Source organism: Streptococcus sp. 22.1, assembly GCF_016648645.1.
Classification (GTDB): domain Bacteria; phylum Bacillota; class Bacilli; order Lactobacillales; family Streptococcaceae; genus Streptococcus.
This window is the reverse complement of sequence record NZ_JACLQK010000005.1, coordinates 64657-79985: the sequence shown is the minus strand read 5'-3', so window position 1 is coordinate 79985 and position 15329 is coordinate 64657. Positions and strand designations below refer to the sequence as shown.

Genomic DNA, 15329 nt, shown 5'->3' with positions numbered 1-15329 from the left:
TCCACTCTTTTTTTCTTATAAAATAAAGCTACCTAAGAGGCTAACGAGGGTGAAGCTGATAGTTGCATAAAATACAGCGAGACGGGTTGCCTGGATAGGTTTATAAAGTCTAATAAGTGTTAGGACACACCAAATAAAGAGTACTGTGACAAACCAACCTGATAGTAAGCGACGTGGCGTTACACCATAGAGTGCTATATAAACGCCAAAGAGTTTCCAGCCGGCGATAAGGGCAAAGAGGCTAGCAAAAGTAAAGAGTAGGGTACTCAACAAACGAAGCCTCTTGTGGGTGAAGAAGTTTTCTTTAGAAAAAATGTAAAGTCCAGCTAGGATTCCCAAGTTAAGGGTAGAGACTCGAACTAATTGCCAGAAGCCCTGAACAGCAATATGTGAGGCTTGATGAGCTGGAATGTTGACTTGGTTGAGAGAAAGGAGTTCTCCCATCTGACTAGTGGCAGTTAATATGAATAGGGCATAAGTAAGGCAGAGGCTTCCGAGTACGATATAAGCTGCTACTTTTGGAAACTGACGGGTTGTTTTAAGACGGCCTTCAAATCGTTTTTGACTAAGTGGCTTTTCTTTTGCCAAATAGGTTGCACCGAGTTGAGCAAAAAGTCCTAGAGCCAGAGGGATACTGGTTATTAAACGAGAGAACAATAATCCGTTATCCTTGAAGGTGATAGTGAAATCAAGTAGAGTAGCAAGTGTCTGGAAGAACTGTTGCCAAAGTTGTCCGAAAGCAGGCAAGACCTGACTAAGCTGACTAGCAGCGAATACAGTCAGTACCAAGGCAATCATGATACTAATGAGAATCATCCATTTGTGGTTCTGAACTGCGTGTTTTTCTTCTTCAGAGAGCTCTTGTTTAGGTGCTGTTTTATAGAGTAGTGTCCAGGCTCCGATAAAGAAATATTTCAGTGGGAAGATGCAGCTAGTGTATATGAGGTCTAGCCAAACCATAATTCCCAAACGGTCTTGACTACTTTGTCCAGTACGTGCCATTAAGTAAAGGAGGATACTCGCATGAAGGCAAAGAATCTGAGCGCTGCCCCAGTTGTCGTGCAGACCCCAGAGACTAATTTGCAAGCCTTGGAGGAGACTAGTGACCATAAATATTCCCGATTCAAGTCGCATTCCCTTTGCTTTTCCACCTAATAGGCGACAGCCTAGCTCAATCGTACTGATCAAGACAAGGGTTGCTGGAAAGGCAAAGGAAAAATGGGTCAAGTAAGTGACATACAGGAAGCAGGACACAAGACAGGCGACAATCAGTCCCTTAATTTTCCAAATGTCTTTTGGTGAAAAATGTTCCAAGAATTTCTTGGTTTTGGTTTGAAGACTAGTCTTTTCGTCGGAATATTCCTGGGAGACTAGCTGTAAATCAGTAGTGTAGTTATTTGTTTCCATCATAATTCTCCTTTTGGATTTTTGTCCAAAAAAGACTTTATCATAAAAAACGTTTGACTTTGTTACCCAACTGTAAAATTACTAAAAATAGGTCTATGGACTTAGGTCTGGAGAATGAGTTGGAAAAATAGGCGAGAAAAAAATATAATGCTCACATTGGATGATAGATTGTACGGACTATATTGTCAGAAACAGTCAAATACTAAAGGAAGCTTTTTATAGATTAACTGTTTATTTATCTGGGATTAAGCAAAGGACTCCTATTGAGAATTACCAAATGTAATGTCATTTTTTGACACCACATGTTAGCTTGACTAATATGTAAATGTTGCAAAATTTCTGAAAATTCGTTGACATGTGTTGTCAAAGTAGTATGATATTAACATAAAAAACTTAGGAGGTTCTTATGTTAGGTGTCATCCTACTCTATGTTGGTATGGTTTTGATGAGTAATGGACTCCATCGTTTAGAGGGTATTCCTGATAAGTCAAATGTTGTCATGAATATCTTTACGGGTGGTTTGGGGTTGATTCTCAACATTATTGTCATTGCTTATGGAGCTTGTACAGGGCAAGGCGCTGAATGGTTTTATGGTAGCGCCACTGGCCTTTTATTTGCCTTCACCTACCTTTACTCAGCTATCAATACGATTTTCGATTTTGATCAACGTTTGTATGGGTGGTTTAGTTTATTTGTGGCGATTAATACGCTACCAGCAGGGATTCTTTGCTTAACATCTGGATACGGTGGTAATGCTTGGTATGGTATTATTTGGTTCTTGTGGGGTATTCTATGGCTAACTGCCTTTATTGAAATTAACCTTAAGAAGCACCTAGGGAAATTTGTCCCTTACCTAGCTATTTTTGAAGGAATTGTAACAGCTTGGATTCCAGGGCTTTTGATGCTTTGGGGCAAGTGGTAAGCATTGATTTAAGGAGGAAAAACGATGCAATTGACAATGCGTGAGCAGGAAAAAATGATGATTAGCCTTGCGGCTATGATTGCTCAACGACGTAAAGATAAAGGAATCAAATTGAATCATCCAGAAGCGGTTGCTTTGATTACAGACTATGTGCTTGAAGGTGCAAGAGAAGGTAAAACTGTTGCCCAATTGATGGATGAAGCTCGCAATCTTTTAACACGTGAAGATGTTATGGAAGGTATTGCGGAAATGATTCCAATGATTCAAGTTGAAGCTACTTTTACGGACAGTACAAAACTGGTTACTGTTCATGATCCTATTCAGTAAGGAGAAATGTAATGATTCCAGGTGAATACCATGTGGCGAGTGAGCCAATTGATTATAACGGTGGTTACGAAGCCATTAGTCTTGAAGTGAAAAATGTGGGTGACCGTGCTGCTCAAGTGGGCTCTCACTACCATTTTTATGAAGCAAACGAAGCTGGTCTTCAGTTTGATCGTGAAAAGGCGCGAGGCAAACGTCTAGATATTCCAGCAGGTACAGCCATTCGTTTTGAGCCAGGTGAAACGAAAACAGTACAACTTATTGACTTTGGAGGGAAACGTCGTATTTTTGGTTTCAATAACAAGGTCAATGGTTTCTTAGACTAGAAAGAGGACAAATCGATGAGTTTTAAAATGGATCGTGAAGAGTATGCTCAACACTACGGACCAACTGTAGGTGATAGCGTACGTCTTGGAGATACCAATCTTTTTGCAGCCATTGAAAAAGACTTTACTGTTTATGGACAGGAATCTAAGTTTGGTGGCGGTAAAGTTTTGCGTGATGGTATGGGTGTTAGTGCTACGGAAACACGTGACAATCCATCAGTTGTTGATACCATTATTACAGGTGCAACCATCATTGACTATACAGGTATTATTAAAGCGGATATCGGTATTCGTGATGGTAAGATTGTTGCTATCGGTCGCGGTGGTAACCCAGATACAATGGACAATGTGGACTTTGTTGTGGGTGCTAGTACAGAAGCCATTGCTGCTGAAGGTTTGATTGTGACTGCTGGTGGTATTGACCTTCACGTGCACTATATTTCTGCCGACCTTCCTGAATTTGGTTTGGATAACGGGATTACTACCCTCTTTGGTGGTGGTACTGGTCCTGCTGATGGAAGTAATGCAACAACATGTACACCAGGTAAATTCCATATTACTCGTATGTTGCAAGCTGTTGATGATATGCCTGCTAACTTTGGTTTCCTTGCCAAAGGTGTTGGTTCTGAGACTGAAGTGGTTGAAGAGCAAATTAAGGCCGGTGCAGCAGGAATTAAGACACACGAGGACTGGGGTGCGACTTACGCAGGAATTGATAATTCCCTTAAAGTTGCGGATAAATACGATGTTTCTTTTGCGGTCCACACTGACTCTTTGAATGAGGGTGGATTTATGGAAAATACTTTGGAATCCTTCCAAGGTCGTACCGTTCATACCTTCCACACCGAAGGTTCAGGTGGTGGACATGCTCCAGATATTATGGTCTTTGCTGGTAAGGAAAATATTTTGCCATCATCAACTAACCCAACTAACCCATACACTACAAATGCTATTGGTGAGTTGTTAGATATGGTTATGGTTTGCCACCACTTGGATCCAAAAATTCCAGAAGACGTCTCTTTTGCTGAATCACGTGTACGTAAACAAACAGTGGCTGCAGAAGACGTTCTTCATGATATGGGTGCCCTTAGTATCATGACTTCAGATGCCATGGCTATGGGACGTGTCGGTGAAGTAGCCATGCGTTGTTGGCAACTAGCTGATAAGATGAAAGCTCAGCGTGGTCCGCTTGAAGGGGATTCAGAGTTTAACGATAATAACCGTATCAAACGTTACGTGGCTAAATATACAATTAACCCTGCCATCACTAACGGTATTGCAGACTATATCGGTTCTGTAGAAGTTGGTAAATTTGCAGATTTGGTTATCTGGGAACCAGCACAATTTGGTGCAAAACCTAAGTTGGTGCTTAAGGGTGGTATGTTAACTTATGGTGTTATGGGTGACGCTGGTTCAAGTCTTCCAACACCTCAACCACGTATCATGCGTAAATTATATGGTGCTTACGGTCAAGCGGTTCATGAAACAAATCTTACATTTGTCTCTCAATATGCTTATGATCACGGTATCAAAGAAGAAATTGGTTTGAATAAGATTGTTCTTCCTGTTAAGAATACGCGTAACTTGACTAAGCGTGATATGAAGCTTAATGACTACGCTCCAAAAACAATCCGTATCGATCCACAGACCTTTGATGTCTTTATTGATGATGAGTTGGTTACTTGTGAACCAATCCATACGACATCATTGTCTCAACGTTATTTCTTGTTCTAAGGAAGACGCTATATAAATGAGGCTGGAATTTTTCCTCCAACCTCTTTTGTATTTTATAGCCATAACATTTTTAGCGCTTAATTAAGTTGCTATATGAGTTTGATGCTAGATTTTTAAAATGTAATAGAAAAGGAAAAAGTATGATTTTTACAAAAGTAGACGCTCTTGTTAAAGATATCGATGTGGACAAATACCATATTGAAACAGTCATTCTTTCGAGTGATGACCTTAACAAAAAAATTATTCGTGTGAAGAGTGATCACGGGAATGAATTTGGTATTCGTCTTGATAAGGGACAAAAATTGCAAAATGGCTCTGCCTTTTTTATCGATGATCACCATGTCCTAGCTATTGGTGTTGAGTCACAGGATTTGATTGTCATCTCACCTAAAGATATGGATGAAATGGGAATCACAGCTCATATTCTTGGGAATACTCATAAACCGATTGAGGTGAAAGATGCCAAGATTTATTTAGAGGTTGACCCAGTTGTAGAGCAAGTCTTGACTCAAAAAGAGATTGCCTACACGATTGAAGAAGTGGTCCTTGATAAGCCCCTACGCCATGTGAATTTAACTGCCCATGAACATTAATCCTTTTGCTAATGTGTCTTTGCAAGATTATCTTGAAATTGTGCAAATTGTCGATTCAACCTTTCCAATTGGATCGTTTAACCACTCTTTTGGGATGGAAAATTATCTGCGCGAAGACACTGTAACAGATGATAAAGGTTACGAAGAGTGGCAAGAAGCCTATTTAGCTAGTCAGTTTAAATATGGTGAAGGTCTTGTAATCAAACTGGTTTATGATGCTATGGCTACAGACAACTTAGAGCAGGTTTGGCATTATGATAAGGTCTTGACAGTTTCGACGCAAGCGCGTGAAACAAGACAGGGGACTAAAATGATTGCTAAGCAAATGCTTCGACTCATTCAAAGGCTTCATGCTATTCCGGTATTGGATGACTATCAGTCCAAAATACGTAAGGGTGAGGTCTTCGGCAATCCAGCTATTGTCTTTGCGCTCTATGTGTTTAACAAGGGCTTGGGATGTAGTGAAGCCATTGCACTTTATGGCTATAGCGTGATTTCGACGATGGTTCAAAATGCTGTTCGTGCCATTCCACTTGGACAGTTTGCTGGACAAGAGATTGTTTTACGTAGCTTTTCGCAATTAGAAAAAATGACACAGGAAATTCAAGAACTGGACGCGTCCTACCTTGGGGCCAATACGCCTGGTCTTGAATTAGCTCAGATGAAACATGAAACACAGGTATTCCGCCTATTCATGTCCTAAAATATCAACAAGGTTGAGAGGAAAAAACAATGACAAAACGTACTGTAATTATTGGAGTTGGTGGACCTGTTGGTTCAGGTAAAACTCTTTTACTTGAGCGTCTTACACGACGTATGTCCGACTTAAATTTAGCAGTTATTACTAACGATATCTATACAAAAGAAGATGCTCTTTTCTTGGCTAAAAATTCAAGCTTAGATGAAGACCGTATCATTGGTGTAGAAACTGGTGGATGTCCTCATACTGCGATTCGTGAGGATGCTTCTATGAACTTTGAAGCGATTGAAACTCTTCAAGAGCGCTTTGACCATGATTTGGATGTTATTTTCCTTGAAAGTGGTGGGGATAACTTAGCTGCGACCTTCAGTCCTGATTTGGTTGATTTTACCATTTATATTATTGACGTTGCTCAGGGTGAAAAAATCCCACGTAAGGCTGGTCAAGGGATGATTAAGAGTGATTTGTTCTTGATCAATAAGACTGACCTTGCACCTTATGTTGGAGCTAACCTAGATCGTATGCGTGAAGATACCCTTCATTTCCGTAACGAAGATTCTTTCATTTTTACAAATCTGAATAATGATGACAATGTTAAGGAAGTAGAAGAATGGATTCGCAAGAATTTCCTACTAGAGGACTTGTAAGATGACACAAGTTTATGATGGCTTTGTCCATCTTGGATTTTCAAATCGAAATGGTCGTACAATTTCCCACAAGAAATACCAAGAAGGTAACTCTCGAGTGTCAGCGGATAATTCAGATGCTAATGGCGTTCCTTATTATTTCCTAATTAATATGGGTGGGGGCTTTGTCGAGGGTGAGCAGTATCAAGTAACGATTGATGTTAATAAAGATGCTCATGCCCTAGTGACAACCCAAACACCGACCTATGTTTACAAGTGTGAGAAAGGGCAGTTGACACAACAGAATACGTCAATCAGACTTGAAGAAGATAGTTATTTGGAGTATATGGCTGATGAAGTCATTCCCTATTTAAAATCACGCTATTTCCAAACAAGTCGTATTGATATGGATAAGTCTGCCCACTTGATTTATTCAGATGGTGTGACGGCAGGTTGGTCTCATGAGGATTTACCGTTTCAATACCATTATTTTCGTAATTTGACACAAATTTACCAAGATAATGAGCTTGTTTATAGCGATCAGACTCTCTTAGAGCCTCAGAAACAAGATATGTTTAAGCTTGGTTATTTTGAGGGATGGCGCAATTACAATAGTTTGATTATGGTGTCCCCAGCTATTGACGATACCTTTGTTAAGGCTTTGCAGAAGCACTTAGAAGGGCTAAATCTAGAGTCTGATTTTGCCATTTCATCCTTAGATATCCCAGGTCTGGTGTTACGTATTTTGGGAAAGACAGCTGAAGATAATCGCCGTGTGATTTATGCTTGTGCTGATTATTTTAGACAAGAAATACATGGATTAAGTCCTTTAAATTTGAGAAAAAATGATATGAGGAGATAAAAAATGCACATTCCTGAAAATTACCTAAGTCCTACGACTTGTGCGGCAATGGGGGCAGTTATGTTGCCTATTTGGTATAAGGCTGTCAAGGAAGTAAAGGTTAAAGTTGATACTGATAAAAAAACGATTCCTATGTTGGGAATTGGGACTTCCTTGTCCTTCCTTATCATGATGTTTAACCTTCCAGCCCCTGGTGGAACGAGTGCTCATGCTGTTGGGGCAGTACTAATTGCTATATTGTTAGGGCCTTGGGCTTCCTGTTTAGCAGTTAGTGTAGCCCTGGCTATGCAGGCTTTGCTATTTGGTGATGGTGGTATTTTGGCCTTTGGTGCTAATGCCTTTTGTATGGCTGTTGTCATGCCATTTGTGGGTTATGCTGTTTATAAACTCTTGAATAAGTGGACAAAGAACAGGATAATTGCTAGCTTTTTTGGAGGTTATATTGGAATTGTAGTTGCGGCCCTGACTGTTGCGGTTTTACTAGGAATTCAACCGATTCTTTTTAAAGATAGCAGTGGTAATCCGCTTTACAATCCATACCCTTTGAGAGTGACGCTTCCAGTAATGGGCTTGACTCACCTGCTTATCGGCTTGGTAGAAGGATTTTTTACAGCCGGTGTTCAAGAATTCATTGAACGTTTGAATATTGATAATACTCAGGAAATAACGACTAAAAAACTACGTCCTTTATTGCTCTTTATCCTAGCCTTAATTATCCTAACGCCACTTGGTTTATTGGCGACGGGAACAGCTTTTGCAGAATGGGATGTCAAAGAGTTGGTAGAAAAATTGTCTCATTACCATGTGGAAGCCCAAGCGCCAAAAGGAATGTTGAATGGTTTTTCATTCAATGCCCTCTTCCCAGATTATAGTATCGCAGGCATTCCAGAAGTTTTGGGTTATATCCTGAGCGCTGCCTCTGCTGTTTTGATTTTCTTCATCCTCTATCGCTTGATTTTCGGTAGAAAGGTTGAGAAATGATTCTGCCAGATTGGATGTCGGAAGAGCGCCCAGTAGTCACTAAAGTCGGTAGAAATAACTTTCTTATCCGGAATCGTCACCATCTGGAAGCTCTTCTTCAAAAGTTTGAAACGCATCCTTTAAAAGTAGCATCAGTCTTTCATCCAACAGCTAAGGTTTTACTTCTCTTTTTCTTACTTGTTTCAGTGGGAATTAGCCGAAATCTCACAGTTTTGTGGATTGTAGCCTTGTTTTTAGGAGCTGGCGTGGCTTTTTTACCGCATTCTGTTTTAGTAAGAACTTTGAAAAAAACTGTAGTGTTGTTGATCTTCCCTTTAGTTCTTTATCTACCGCATCTCTTACTTAGCGGAGGTCAATCGCTTTTTCTTTTAAGGCTTCCCTTGATTGCTTTGGCCATTGCCTATTATTCGGAGACGAGTACGATAAGTGAGATGTTAGCTTCCCTAAAGGGTCTGCATTTTCCTGACCTTATCCTACTCCAGTTGGATATTACCATAAAATATATTGATGTTTTTGGGAAACAATTAATGGACTTGCTTAAAGGAATTGAGGCACGTAGCTATGGTGGTAACCACCGTTTCCAAATTGGAAGTAATATCTGGGGAATTTTATACCTTAAAGCTATACGCTATGGTGAGGAACTGACTCAAGCCATGGAAGCACGTTGCTTTGTTGGTGAGTATGTCAAGTCATCACAGTCATTCACATGGAAGGACTGGCTGGCCTTGATAGGTCTAGTAGCAGTGATTTTAGGACAGATTCTGTTAGGAGGATGAGATGTTTCAATTGAATCAAGTGGCCTGTGCCTATGAACAAAAAAAGGTCTTTACTGGTCTTGATTTGGAGATTAGACAAGGACAATATGTGATGTTGATGGGGGAAAATGGGACTGGGAAATCAAGTCTTATCAGTTTATTAACCGGCTTCAAGCAGGAAGAATCTGGTCGCATTCTTTTCCTAGGGAAGGACCTCAAAGATTGGCTGAAGGACAAACGTCAAAAACGAGATTTTTATAGTCGCCTCGGAATCCTCTTTCAGGATGTGGATAGTCAGTTATTTAATAGTACTGTCTATGATGAGATTGCTTTTGGTCCTCGCCAGCTAGGTCTAACCGAAGAAGAAGTCTCACAGCGCGTTCAAGACACGCTATCCCTGCTTAAAATTGACGATTTAAGAGATCGCGTTCCCTATCAACTGTCTGGTGGAGAAAAGAAGAAAGTGGCTTTTGCCAGTATCATGGTAACTAATCCAGATGTGTATATTCTTGATGAACCCTTCAATAATCTTTCTAAAGAATATGAAGAATTTTTTAGGGAACTTCTACATGACCTTCATTCAGCTGGAAAAACTATTATCATGTCTGCTCACCACTTCAAGCACCTTCATCATGAAAAGGCTGATGTTCTTCTTTTCGAAGATGGCAAAGCTGATTTCTTTCCTGCCCAGGAAGTGCTCAGTAACCAGCAAGTAGTTGAGCGTTTGTCACATTATTAGTAAGGATAAGTAGGAAATCGTTCTAGGTTTCCTACTTTTTTCTTTGTCAAACAATTGATATTTTTAGGTGATAGTATTTTCTTATCACCTTGATTATGTTTAAGTATTAGTTAAGCTTAGTGAATTCTGTTACAATAAAAACAATCAATCTCAAAGGAGAGTATTATGAAACTTAAAAAAATTCTTGGAATTACGGGTGTAGCCATTGCTTCAGTAGCTTTGCTTGCTGCATGTTCATCTAAATCATCAAAAGAAGCATCTAAATCTTCAGGTGCTAAAGAAACAATTAACTTTGCCACTGTTGGGACAACAGCACCGTTCTCATATGAAGAAAACGGTGAATTGACTGGTTACGATGTGGAAGTGGCCAAAGCAGTCTTCAAAGACTCTGACAAATATGAAGTGAAATTTCAAAAAACAGAATGGTCTTCAGTCTTCACAGGTCTTGACTCAGCTAAATACCAAATGGCTGGGAACAATATCTCTTATTCAGAAGAACGTGACCAAAAATATCTCTTCTCATATCCAATTGGTACCACACCAGCTGTTTTGACTGTTCCAAAAGATAGTAATATTAAGAAATATGATGATATTGCTGGACACTCAACGCAGGTTGTTCAAGGAACATCGACAGCTACTCAATTGACAGAGTTTAATGAGAAACATTCAGACAAGCCAGTTGAACTTAACTACACAAATGAAAATATTACACAAATGTTGACAAGTTTGAATGAAGGTAAGTACGACTTCAAGATTTTTGATGCACCAACTGTTAATTCAATTATCAAAAATAATAAGTTGAGCAACTTGAAGACGATTGAACTTAAATCTGATCAACAACCATACATCTACTTCTTGTTCGCAGATAACCAAAAAGATCTTCAAAAATTTGTAAACAAACGTTTGGAAGAACTCCAAAAAGATGGTACTTTGGCTAAGTTGGCTGAAAAATTCCTTGGAAACAAAGATTATATTCCAACTAAAGACGCTTTGAAAGTTCCAAGCAAAAAATAAGAAAGGAGCTGGGAATGATTCTCAGCTTTTTCATATAATTAAAATCTAGGACACGTTATAGTTAAAAACTATAGAGATATACAATTATAAACAATTTGCTACAATTCTTATCCTATGGGATAATAATTTTACACTTAAAACAATTAAAGGGAGTTCGTTATGAAACTTAAAAAAATTCTCGGAATTACAGGATTGGCAGTCGCTTCAACAGTAGCTTTGACTGCTTGTGGTGCTGGCGGTAACAAATCAGCTAAAGATGATAAAACATTAACAGTTGGTGTTATGACTTTGGATGACACTACTGAGCCATTGTGGGATAAAGTCAAAGAATTGGCTAAAGACAAGGGTGTTACTATCGAGTTGAAAGAGTTCACAGACTACAACCAACCAAATGAAGCCCTTAAAAACGGCGAAATCGATGTTAATGCTTTCCAACACATTTATTTCTTAAACAACTGGAACAAAGAAAATAAAGGTGATGTTGTTGCGGCAGCTGACACACTTCTTAGCCCAATCCACCTTTTCTCAGGTACTGAAAACGGAAAAGCTAAGTATAAAGATGTTAAAGAGCTTCCAGATGGAGCTACTATCTCAGTACCTAATGATGGTACAAACGAAAGCCGTGCGTTGACACTTCTTCAAACAGCTGGTTTGATTAAGTTGGATGTTAAAGATGGTGAATTGGCAACTATCAAGAACATTTCTGAAAATCCAAAGAAATTGGACATCAAAGAAATCGCAGCTGAACAAGCTGCCCAAACTCTTTCATCTGTTGATGCAGCAGTTGTTAACAACTCATACGCACAACAACAAAACGTTGACTATGACACAACTCTCTTCCAAGAAGATCCAAGCCAAGATTTAAAAGATTGGGTCAATATCATTGCAGCTAATAAAGATTGGGAAAAATCAAATAAAGCTGATGCTATCAAGACTTTGATTAAAGCCTACCAAAATGATGAAGTAGCGCAAATCATCTATGATGCATCTAACAAGGTTGACCTTCCAGCATGGAAAGGTGCCCCAACACAAGATCAATTGAAAGCTAATTCAAAGAAATAAGCTAAGGACAGAGGGCGTGTGAGAGCACGCCGTTTTGTCGTGTATGAAGGAGACGATTTGATGGCATTTTCAAGTGAAGAAGAGCAGTTACGAAAATTTCGTAACGATGAAATTGCTCAGCACTATTTTGAAGTTTTGCGGACTTTGATTTCTAAAAAATCTATTTTTGCTCAAAATATTGGTCTCTATGATGTAGCTGCTTACCTTGGTGAGATTTTCTCTGGTGTTGGCGCAGAGGTGACAATTGACGAGACCCATACGGCACCTTTTGTCTTGGCGAAATTCAAGAGTCCAAATCCAGAAGCGAAAACAATTATTTTCTATCAACACTATGACACTGTTCCTGCGGACAATGATCAGCCATGGACCGATGAACCTTTCCGTCTGACTGTTCGAAAGGGATATATGTATGGTCGTGGTGTCGACGATGATAAGGGCCATATCACAGCTCGGTTGACAGCTCTTCGTAAGTACATTCGTGAGGTCGGAGATCTTCCTGTAAATATTACGTTTATGATGGAAGGTGCTGAAGAATCAGCATCAACAGACCTTGAAAAATATTTAGAAAAATACCGAGATGATCTTCTTCCAGCAGACCTATTGGTTTGGGAGCAAGGGAACCGAAATAGTAAAGGTCAATTGGAAATCACAGGTGGCAACAAGGGAATTATTACCTTTGACTTGTCTGTCGAGAGTGCTGATGTTGATATCCACTCTAAATTTGGTGCAGTGATTGAATCGGCGTCATGGTACTTGCTTAATGCTATCTCAAGCATGAGAGATGATCAGGGACGTATCCTTATCGACGGCATCTATGAAAAGATTGTCCAACCAAATGAACGAGAGATGAATCTTATCGAAACTTATGCCATTGAAAATGCAGACAGTCTTCGTAGGATTTACGGCTTAAAACTACCCATTTTAGAAAGTGACCGCCGAGCGTTCTTAAAAACTTACTATTTTGAGCCTGCTCTTTCTATTGAGGGAATTTCAACAGGTTATCAGGGGCAAGGGGTTAAGACCATCTTACCAGCTCAAGCCAGAGCTAAGATGGAGATGCGTTTGGTCCCTGGCTTGACACCTGAGTACGTTTTGGAGTGTATTAAGGCTCACCTCAAAAAAGAAGGATTTGACCGTATCAAGGTAACCTTCACTCTTGGTGAAGAAAGTTATCGAAGTGATATGTCTGATCCAGCTATTGTCAATGTTATTGAGTTAGCAAAAGGCTTTTATGAAGAAGGTGTCGCTGTCCTTCCAACAGCAGCAGGTACGGGGCCTATGCATATGATTTATCAGGCTTTGGGTGTTCCTATGGCAGCCTTTGGTATAGGGAATGCTAACAGTCGTGACCATGGTGGGGATGAAAATGTTAGTCTAGCAGATTACTACACCCACATTGAACTAATTAAGGAGTTAATTGCAAGTTATGAGTAATGTCATTATTGATTTGAAAAATATTGATATCACCTTTACGCAGAAACGCCGCACTATTCAAGCGGTTAAGGATGTGTCTATCCAGATTGAGAAAGGTGATATTTACGGAATTGTTGGTTATTCAGGGGCTGGTAAATCGACCCTTGTGCGTGCGATCAATCTTTTACAAGTGCCTACAGCTGGTAAAATCACTATCGGTAAAGATGTGACTTTTGCAGATGGTAAGGTCCAATTGTCGACAAAAGAATTGCGCCAGAAACGTCAAACGATTGGGATGATTTTCCAACACTTTAACCTTATGGCTCAAAAGACGGCTTATGAAAATGTAGCTTTTGCTCTTCGTCATTCTAAATTAAGCAATGAAGAGAAAGACAAAAAAATTCGTGGTCTTTTGGAATTGGTTGATTTGGCTGATCGTGCCGAAAACTATCCGGCACAGTTGTCAGGTGGTCAAAAACAACGTGTAGCGATTGCCCGTGCCTTGGCTAATGATCCTGAAATCTTGATTTCAGATGAGTCTACCTCAGCTCTTGACCCAAAAACAACTAAGCAGATCCTTTCACTTTTGCAGGATTTGAATAAAAAGCTTGGTTTGACAGTGGTTATGATCACCCACGAAATGCAAATTGTTAAAGACATTTGTAACCGTGTGGCTGTTATGCAAAATGGTCAACTTTTGGAAGAGGGCAGTGTTCTTGATATCTTCTCAAATCCACAAGAAGATTTGACACAAGAATTTATTGAAACTGCTGCAGGGATTGAAGATGCCTTGGCTAAGATTAATGCACAACCCGTAGTGAAAAACTTACCAAACTCAGCCCTTCTCGTTCAACTTAAATATGCTGGTTCTTCAACAGATGAGCCACTCTTGACTGAAATTTTCAAAGATTACGGAGTTTCAAGTAACATCCTTTACGGTAACCTTGAGATTCTAGGTGATACACCTGTTGGTGAATTGGTCGTTGTATTGGATGGTGAGGCAGATAAGGTTCTTGCTGCCCAAAAAGCGATTGAAAATGCAGGTGTCAGCTTGCAAGTACTTAAGAAAGGAGCCCAATAATGGCAGATTGGATTCAACAAAACTTTCCAGATATTTATCGTATTGGTATGCAGGGGGTTAACTCTTGGCCAGACGCCATCTATGCGACTCTCTATATGACGGTTATTTCCTTCATCATTGGGGGGCTTCTTGGTCTTGTTATGGGGCTCTTCTTGGTATTGACAGGTCCTCGTGGAGTCATTGAAAATAAATTTGTTTTCCAAATCTTGGATAAAATCACTTCAATCTTCCGTGCCATTCCTTTCATCATCCTCTTGGCAATTTTGAAAGGCTTCACTTACTTTATCGTGGGGACTAACCTTGGTATGACAGCGGCCTTGGTTCCATTGTCAGCTGCGACTTTCCCATTCTTTGCACGTCAAGTACAGGTGGTACTTGCAGATCTTGACCGTGGCGTTATTGAAGCAGCACAAGCTAGTGGCGCAACACTTTGGGATACGATTAAAGTTTACCTTGGTGAAGGGCTCCCAGAATTGGTTCGTGTATCAACCGTAACTCTGATTTCCCTTGTGGGTGAAACTGCAATGGCCGGTGCTATCGGTGCCGGTGGTCTTGGTTACATCGCCATCTACTATGGATATAACCGTTCAAGTACATCAGTTACCATTTTGGCAACTTTCTTGATTTTGATTTTGATTTTCCTTATCCAATTCTTGGGTGATTTCTTGACCCGTAAATTGAGTCATAAATAGGATTTGAGAGCCTGTTTGCCACAGGCTTTTCTCATGTCTTGACGGTTTCAGATATTTATCATAGTATGGAAGCTATCGAATACTTTATGGTTGAGCTA

At 39.8% G+C, this 15329-nt stretch carries 17 protein-coding genes; 16 read left to right on the top strand and 1 reads right to left on the bottom strand.

Annotated features, from left to right (window positions below; genetic code table 11):
• Positions 1-15: 15 nt before the first annotated feature.
• A complete protein-coding gene (locus H7U04_RS03750) occupies positions 16-1407 on the bottom strand; it encodes a DUF4153 domain-containing protein (RefSeq protein WP_201059335.1) in 1392 nt (463 codons plus the stop codon).
• A 406-nt stretch (positions 1408-1813) separates the two neighbouring features.
• On the opposite strand from H7U04_RS03750, the gene H7U04_RS03745 reads away from it, so the two are divergent.
• The 16 genes from H7U04_RS03745 to H7U04_RS03670 all read left to right on the top strand — a co-directional run bounded on the left by H7U04_RS03745 (position 1814) and on the right by H7U04_RS03670 (position 15231).
• Positions 1814-2329, top strand: a complete 516-nt coding sequence (locus H7U04_RS03745; protein ID WP_048790674.1) for an AmiS/UreI family transporter — start codon at positions 1814-1816, stop codon at positions 2327-2329.
• Positions 2330-2353: 24 nt separating this feature from the next.
• Positions 2354-2656, top strand: a complete 303-nt coding sequence (locus tag H7U04_RS03740; RefSeq protein ID WP_002886558.1) for an urease subunit gamma — start codon at positions 2354-2356, stop codon at positions 2654-2656.
• Positions 2657-2667: 11 nt separating this feature from the next.
• Positions 2668-2979 carry an urease subunit beta gene (locus H7U04_RS03735; RefSeq protein WP_002886559.1) on the top strand — a complete coding sequence of 104 codons (312 nt, stop codon included), beginning with the start codon at positions 2668-2670 and terminating at the stop codon, positions 2977-2979.
• A 15-nt stretch (positions 2980-2994) separates the two neighbouring features.
• On the top strand, positions 2995-4713 hold the full coding sequence (gene ureC, locus H7U04_RS03730; protein WP_002886560.1) for an urease subunit alpha: 1719 nt from the start codon (positions 2995-2997) through the stop codon (positions 4711-4713).
• Positions 4714-4853: 140 nt separating this feature from the next.
• On the top strand, positions 4854-5306 hold the full coding sequence (ureE, locus tag H7U04_RS03725) for an urease accessory protein UreE (RefSeq protein WP_002949549.1): 453 nt from the start codon (positions 4854-4856) through the stop codon (positions 5304-5306).
• On the top strand, positions 5296-6009 hold the full coding sequence (locus H7U04_RS03720) for an urease accessory protein UreF (protein ID WP_002886562.1): 714 nt from the start codon (positions 5296-5298) through the stop codon (positions 6007-6009). The genes ureE and H7U04_RS03720 overlap by 11 nt, the downstream gene beginning before the upstream one ends.
• Positions 6010-6038: 29 nt before the next feature.
• A complete protein-coding gene (ureG, locus tag H7U04_RS03715) occupies positions 6039-6653 on the top strand; it encodes an urease accessory protein UreG (protein WP_048790675.1) in 615 nt (204 codons plus the stop codon).
• Position 6654: 1 nt separating this feature from the next.
• Complete coding sequence (locus tag H7U04_RS03710; protein ID WP_201059317.1) at positions 6655-7494, top strand: urease accessory protein UreD; 840 nt, start codon at positions 6655-6657, stop codon at positions 7492-7494.
• 3 nt (positions 7495-7497) lie between these two features.
• The gene (cbiM, locus tag H7U04_RS03705) at positions 7498-8475 is read left to right on the top strand and encodes a cobalt transporter CbiM (RefSeq protein WP_073689639.1); all 978 of its coding nucleotides are present in this window, start codon (positions 7498-7500) and stop codon (positions 8473-8475) included.
• Positions 8472-9251 carry an energy-coupling factor transporter transmembrane component T gene (locus H7U04_RS03700; RefSeq protein WP_201059315.1) on the top strand — a complete coding sequence of 260 codons (780 nt, stop codon included), beginning with the start codon at positions 8472-8474 and terminating at the stop codon, positions 9249-9251. Before cbiM ends, H7U04_RS03700 begins: the two co-directional genes overlap by 4 nt.
• Position 9252: 1 nt before the next feature.
• A complete protein-coding gene (locus H7U04_RS03695) occupies positions 9253-9969 on the top strand; it encodes an ABC transporter ATP-binding protein (protein WP_002889935.1) in 717 nt (238 codons plus the stop codon).
• 165 nt (positions 9970-10134) lie between these two features.
• Positions 10135-10983 carry an amino acid ABC transporter substrate-binding protein gene (locus tag H7U04_RS03690; RefSeq protein ID WP_002889937.1) on the top strand — a complete coding sequence of 283 codons (849 nt, stop codon included), beginning with the start codon at positions 10135-10137 and terminating at the stop codon, positions 10981-10983.
• 159 nt (positions 10984-11142) lie between these two features.
• A complete protein-coding gene (locus tag H7U04_RS03685) occupies positions 11143-12045 on the top strand; it encodes a MetQ/NlpA family ABC transporter substrate-binding protein (RefSeq protein WP_002889939.1) in 903 nt (300 codons plus the stop codon).
• A 60-nt stretch (positions 12046-12105) separates the two neighbouring features.
• Positions 12106-13479: a M20/M25/M40 family metallo-hydrolase gene (locus tag H7U04_RS03680; RefSeq protein ID WP_104020632.1), complete on the top strand. Its 1374-nt coding sequence runs from the start codon at positions 12106-12108 to the stop codon at positions 13477-13479.
• Positions 13472-14539: a methionine ABC transporter ATP-binding protein gene (locus H7U04_RS03675; RefSeq protein ID WP_201059313.1), complete on the top strand. Its 1068-nt coding sequence runs from the start codon at positions 13472-13474 to the stop codon at positions 14537-14539. The genes H7U04_RS03680 and H7U04_RS03675 overlap by 8 nt, the downstream gene beginning before the upstream one ends.
• A complete protein-coding gene (locus tag H7U04_RS03670) occupies positions 14539-15231 on the top strand; it encodes a methionine ABC transporter permease (protein WP_002883771.1) in 693 nt (230 codons plus the stop codon). Before H7U04_RS03675 ends, H7U04_RS03670 begins: the two co-directional genes overlap by 1 nt.
• Positions 15232-15329: the final 98 nt, after the last annotated feature.

What these genes read in the sequence shown, in the direction of transcription:
- H7U04_RS03750 (WP_201059335.1), bottom strand. Translation starts at nt 1,407, where the DNA reads ATGGAAACAAATAACTACACTACTGATTTACAGCTAGTCTCCCAGGAA.
- H7U04_RS03745 (WP_048790674.1), top strand. Translation starts at nt 1,814, where the DNA reads ATGTTAGGTGTCATCCTACTCTATGTTGGTATGGTTTTGATGAGTAAT.
- H7U04_RS03740 (WP_002886558.1), top strand. Translation starts at nt 2,354, where the DNA reads ATGCAATTGACAATGCGTGAGCAGGAAAAAATGATGATTAGCCTTGCG.
- H7U04_RS03735 (WP_002886559.1), top strand. Translation starts at nt 2,668, where the DNA reads ATGATTCCAGGTGAATACCATGTGGCGAGTGAGCCAATTGATTATAAC.
- ureC (WP_002886560.1), top strand. Translation starts at nt 2,995, where the DNA reads ATGAGTTTTAAAATGGATCGTGAAGAGTATGCTCAACACTACGGACCA.
- ureE (WP_002949549.1), top strand. Translation starts at nt 4,854, where the DNA reads ATGATTTTTACAAAAGTAGACGCTCTTGTTAAAGATATCGATGTGGAC.
- H7U04_RS03720 (WP_002886562.1), top strand. Translation starts at nt 5,296, where the DNA reads ATGAACATTAATCCTTTTGCTAATGTGTCTTTGCAAGATTATCTTGAA.
- ureG (WP_048790675.1), top strand. Translation starts at nt 6,039, where the DNA reads ATGACAAAACGTACTGTAATTATTGGAGTTGGTGGACCTGTTGGTTCA.
- H7U04_RS03710 (WP_201059317.1), top strand. Translation starts at nt 6,655, where the DNA reads ATGACACAAGTTTATGATGGCTTTGTCCATCTTGGATTTTCAAATCGA.
- cbiM (WP_073689639.1), top strand. Translation starts at nt 7,498, where the DNA reads ATGCACATTCCTGAAAATTACCTAAGTCCTACGACTTGTGCGGCAATG.
- H7U04_RS03700 (WP_201059315.1), top strand. Translation starts at nt 8,472, where the DNA reads ATGATTCTGCCAGATTGGATGTCGGAAGAGCGCCCAGTAGTCACTAAA.
- H7U04_RS03695 (WP_002889935.1), top strand. Translation starts at nt 9,253, where the DNA reads ATGTTTCAATTGAATCAAGTGGCCTGTGCCTATGAACAAAAAAAGGTC.
- H7U04_RS03690 (WP_002889937.1), top strand. Translation starts at nt 10,135, where the DNA reads ATGAAACTTAAAAAAATTCTTGGAATTACGGGTGTAGCCATTGCTTCA.
- H7U04_RS03685 (WP_002889939.1), top strand. Translation starts at nt 11,143, where the DNA reads ATGAAACTTAAAAAAATTCTCGGAATTACAGGATTGGCAGTCGCTTCA.
- H7U04_RS03680 (WP_104020632.1), top strand. Translation starts at nt 12,106, where the DNA reads ATGGCATTTTCAAGTGAAGAAGAGCAGTTACGAAAATTTCGTAACGAT.
- H7U04_RS03675 (WP_201059313.1), top strand. Translation starts at nt 13,472, where the DNA reads ATGAGTAATGTCATTATTGATTTGAAAAATATTGATATCACCTTTACG.
- H7U04_RS03670 (WP_002883771.1), top strand. Translation starts at nt 14,539, where the DNA reads ATGGCAGATTGGATTCAACAAAACTTTCCAGATATTTATCGTATTGGT.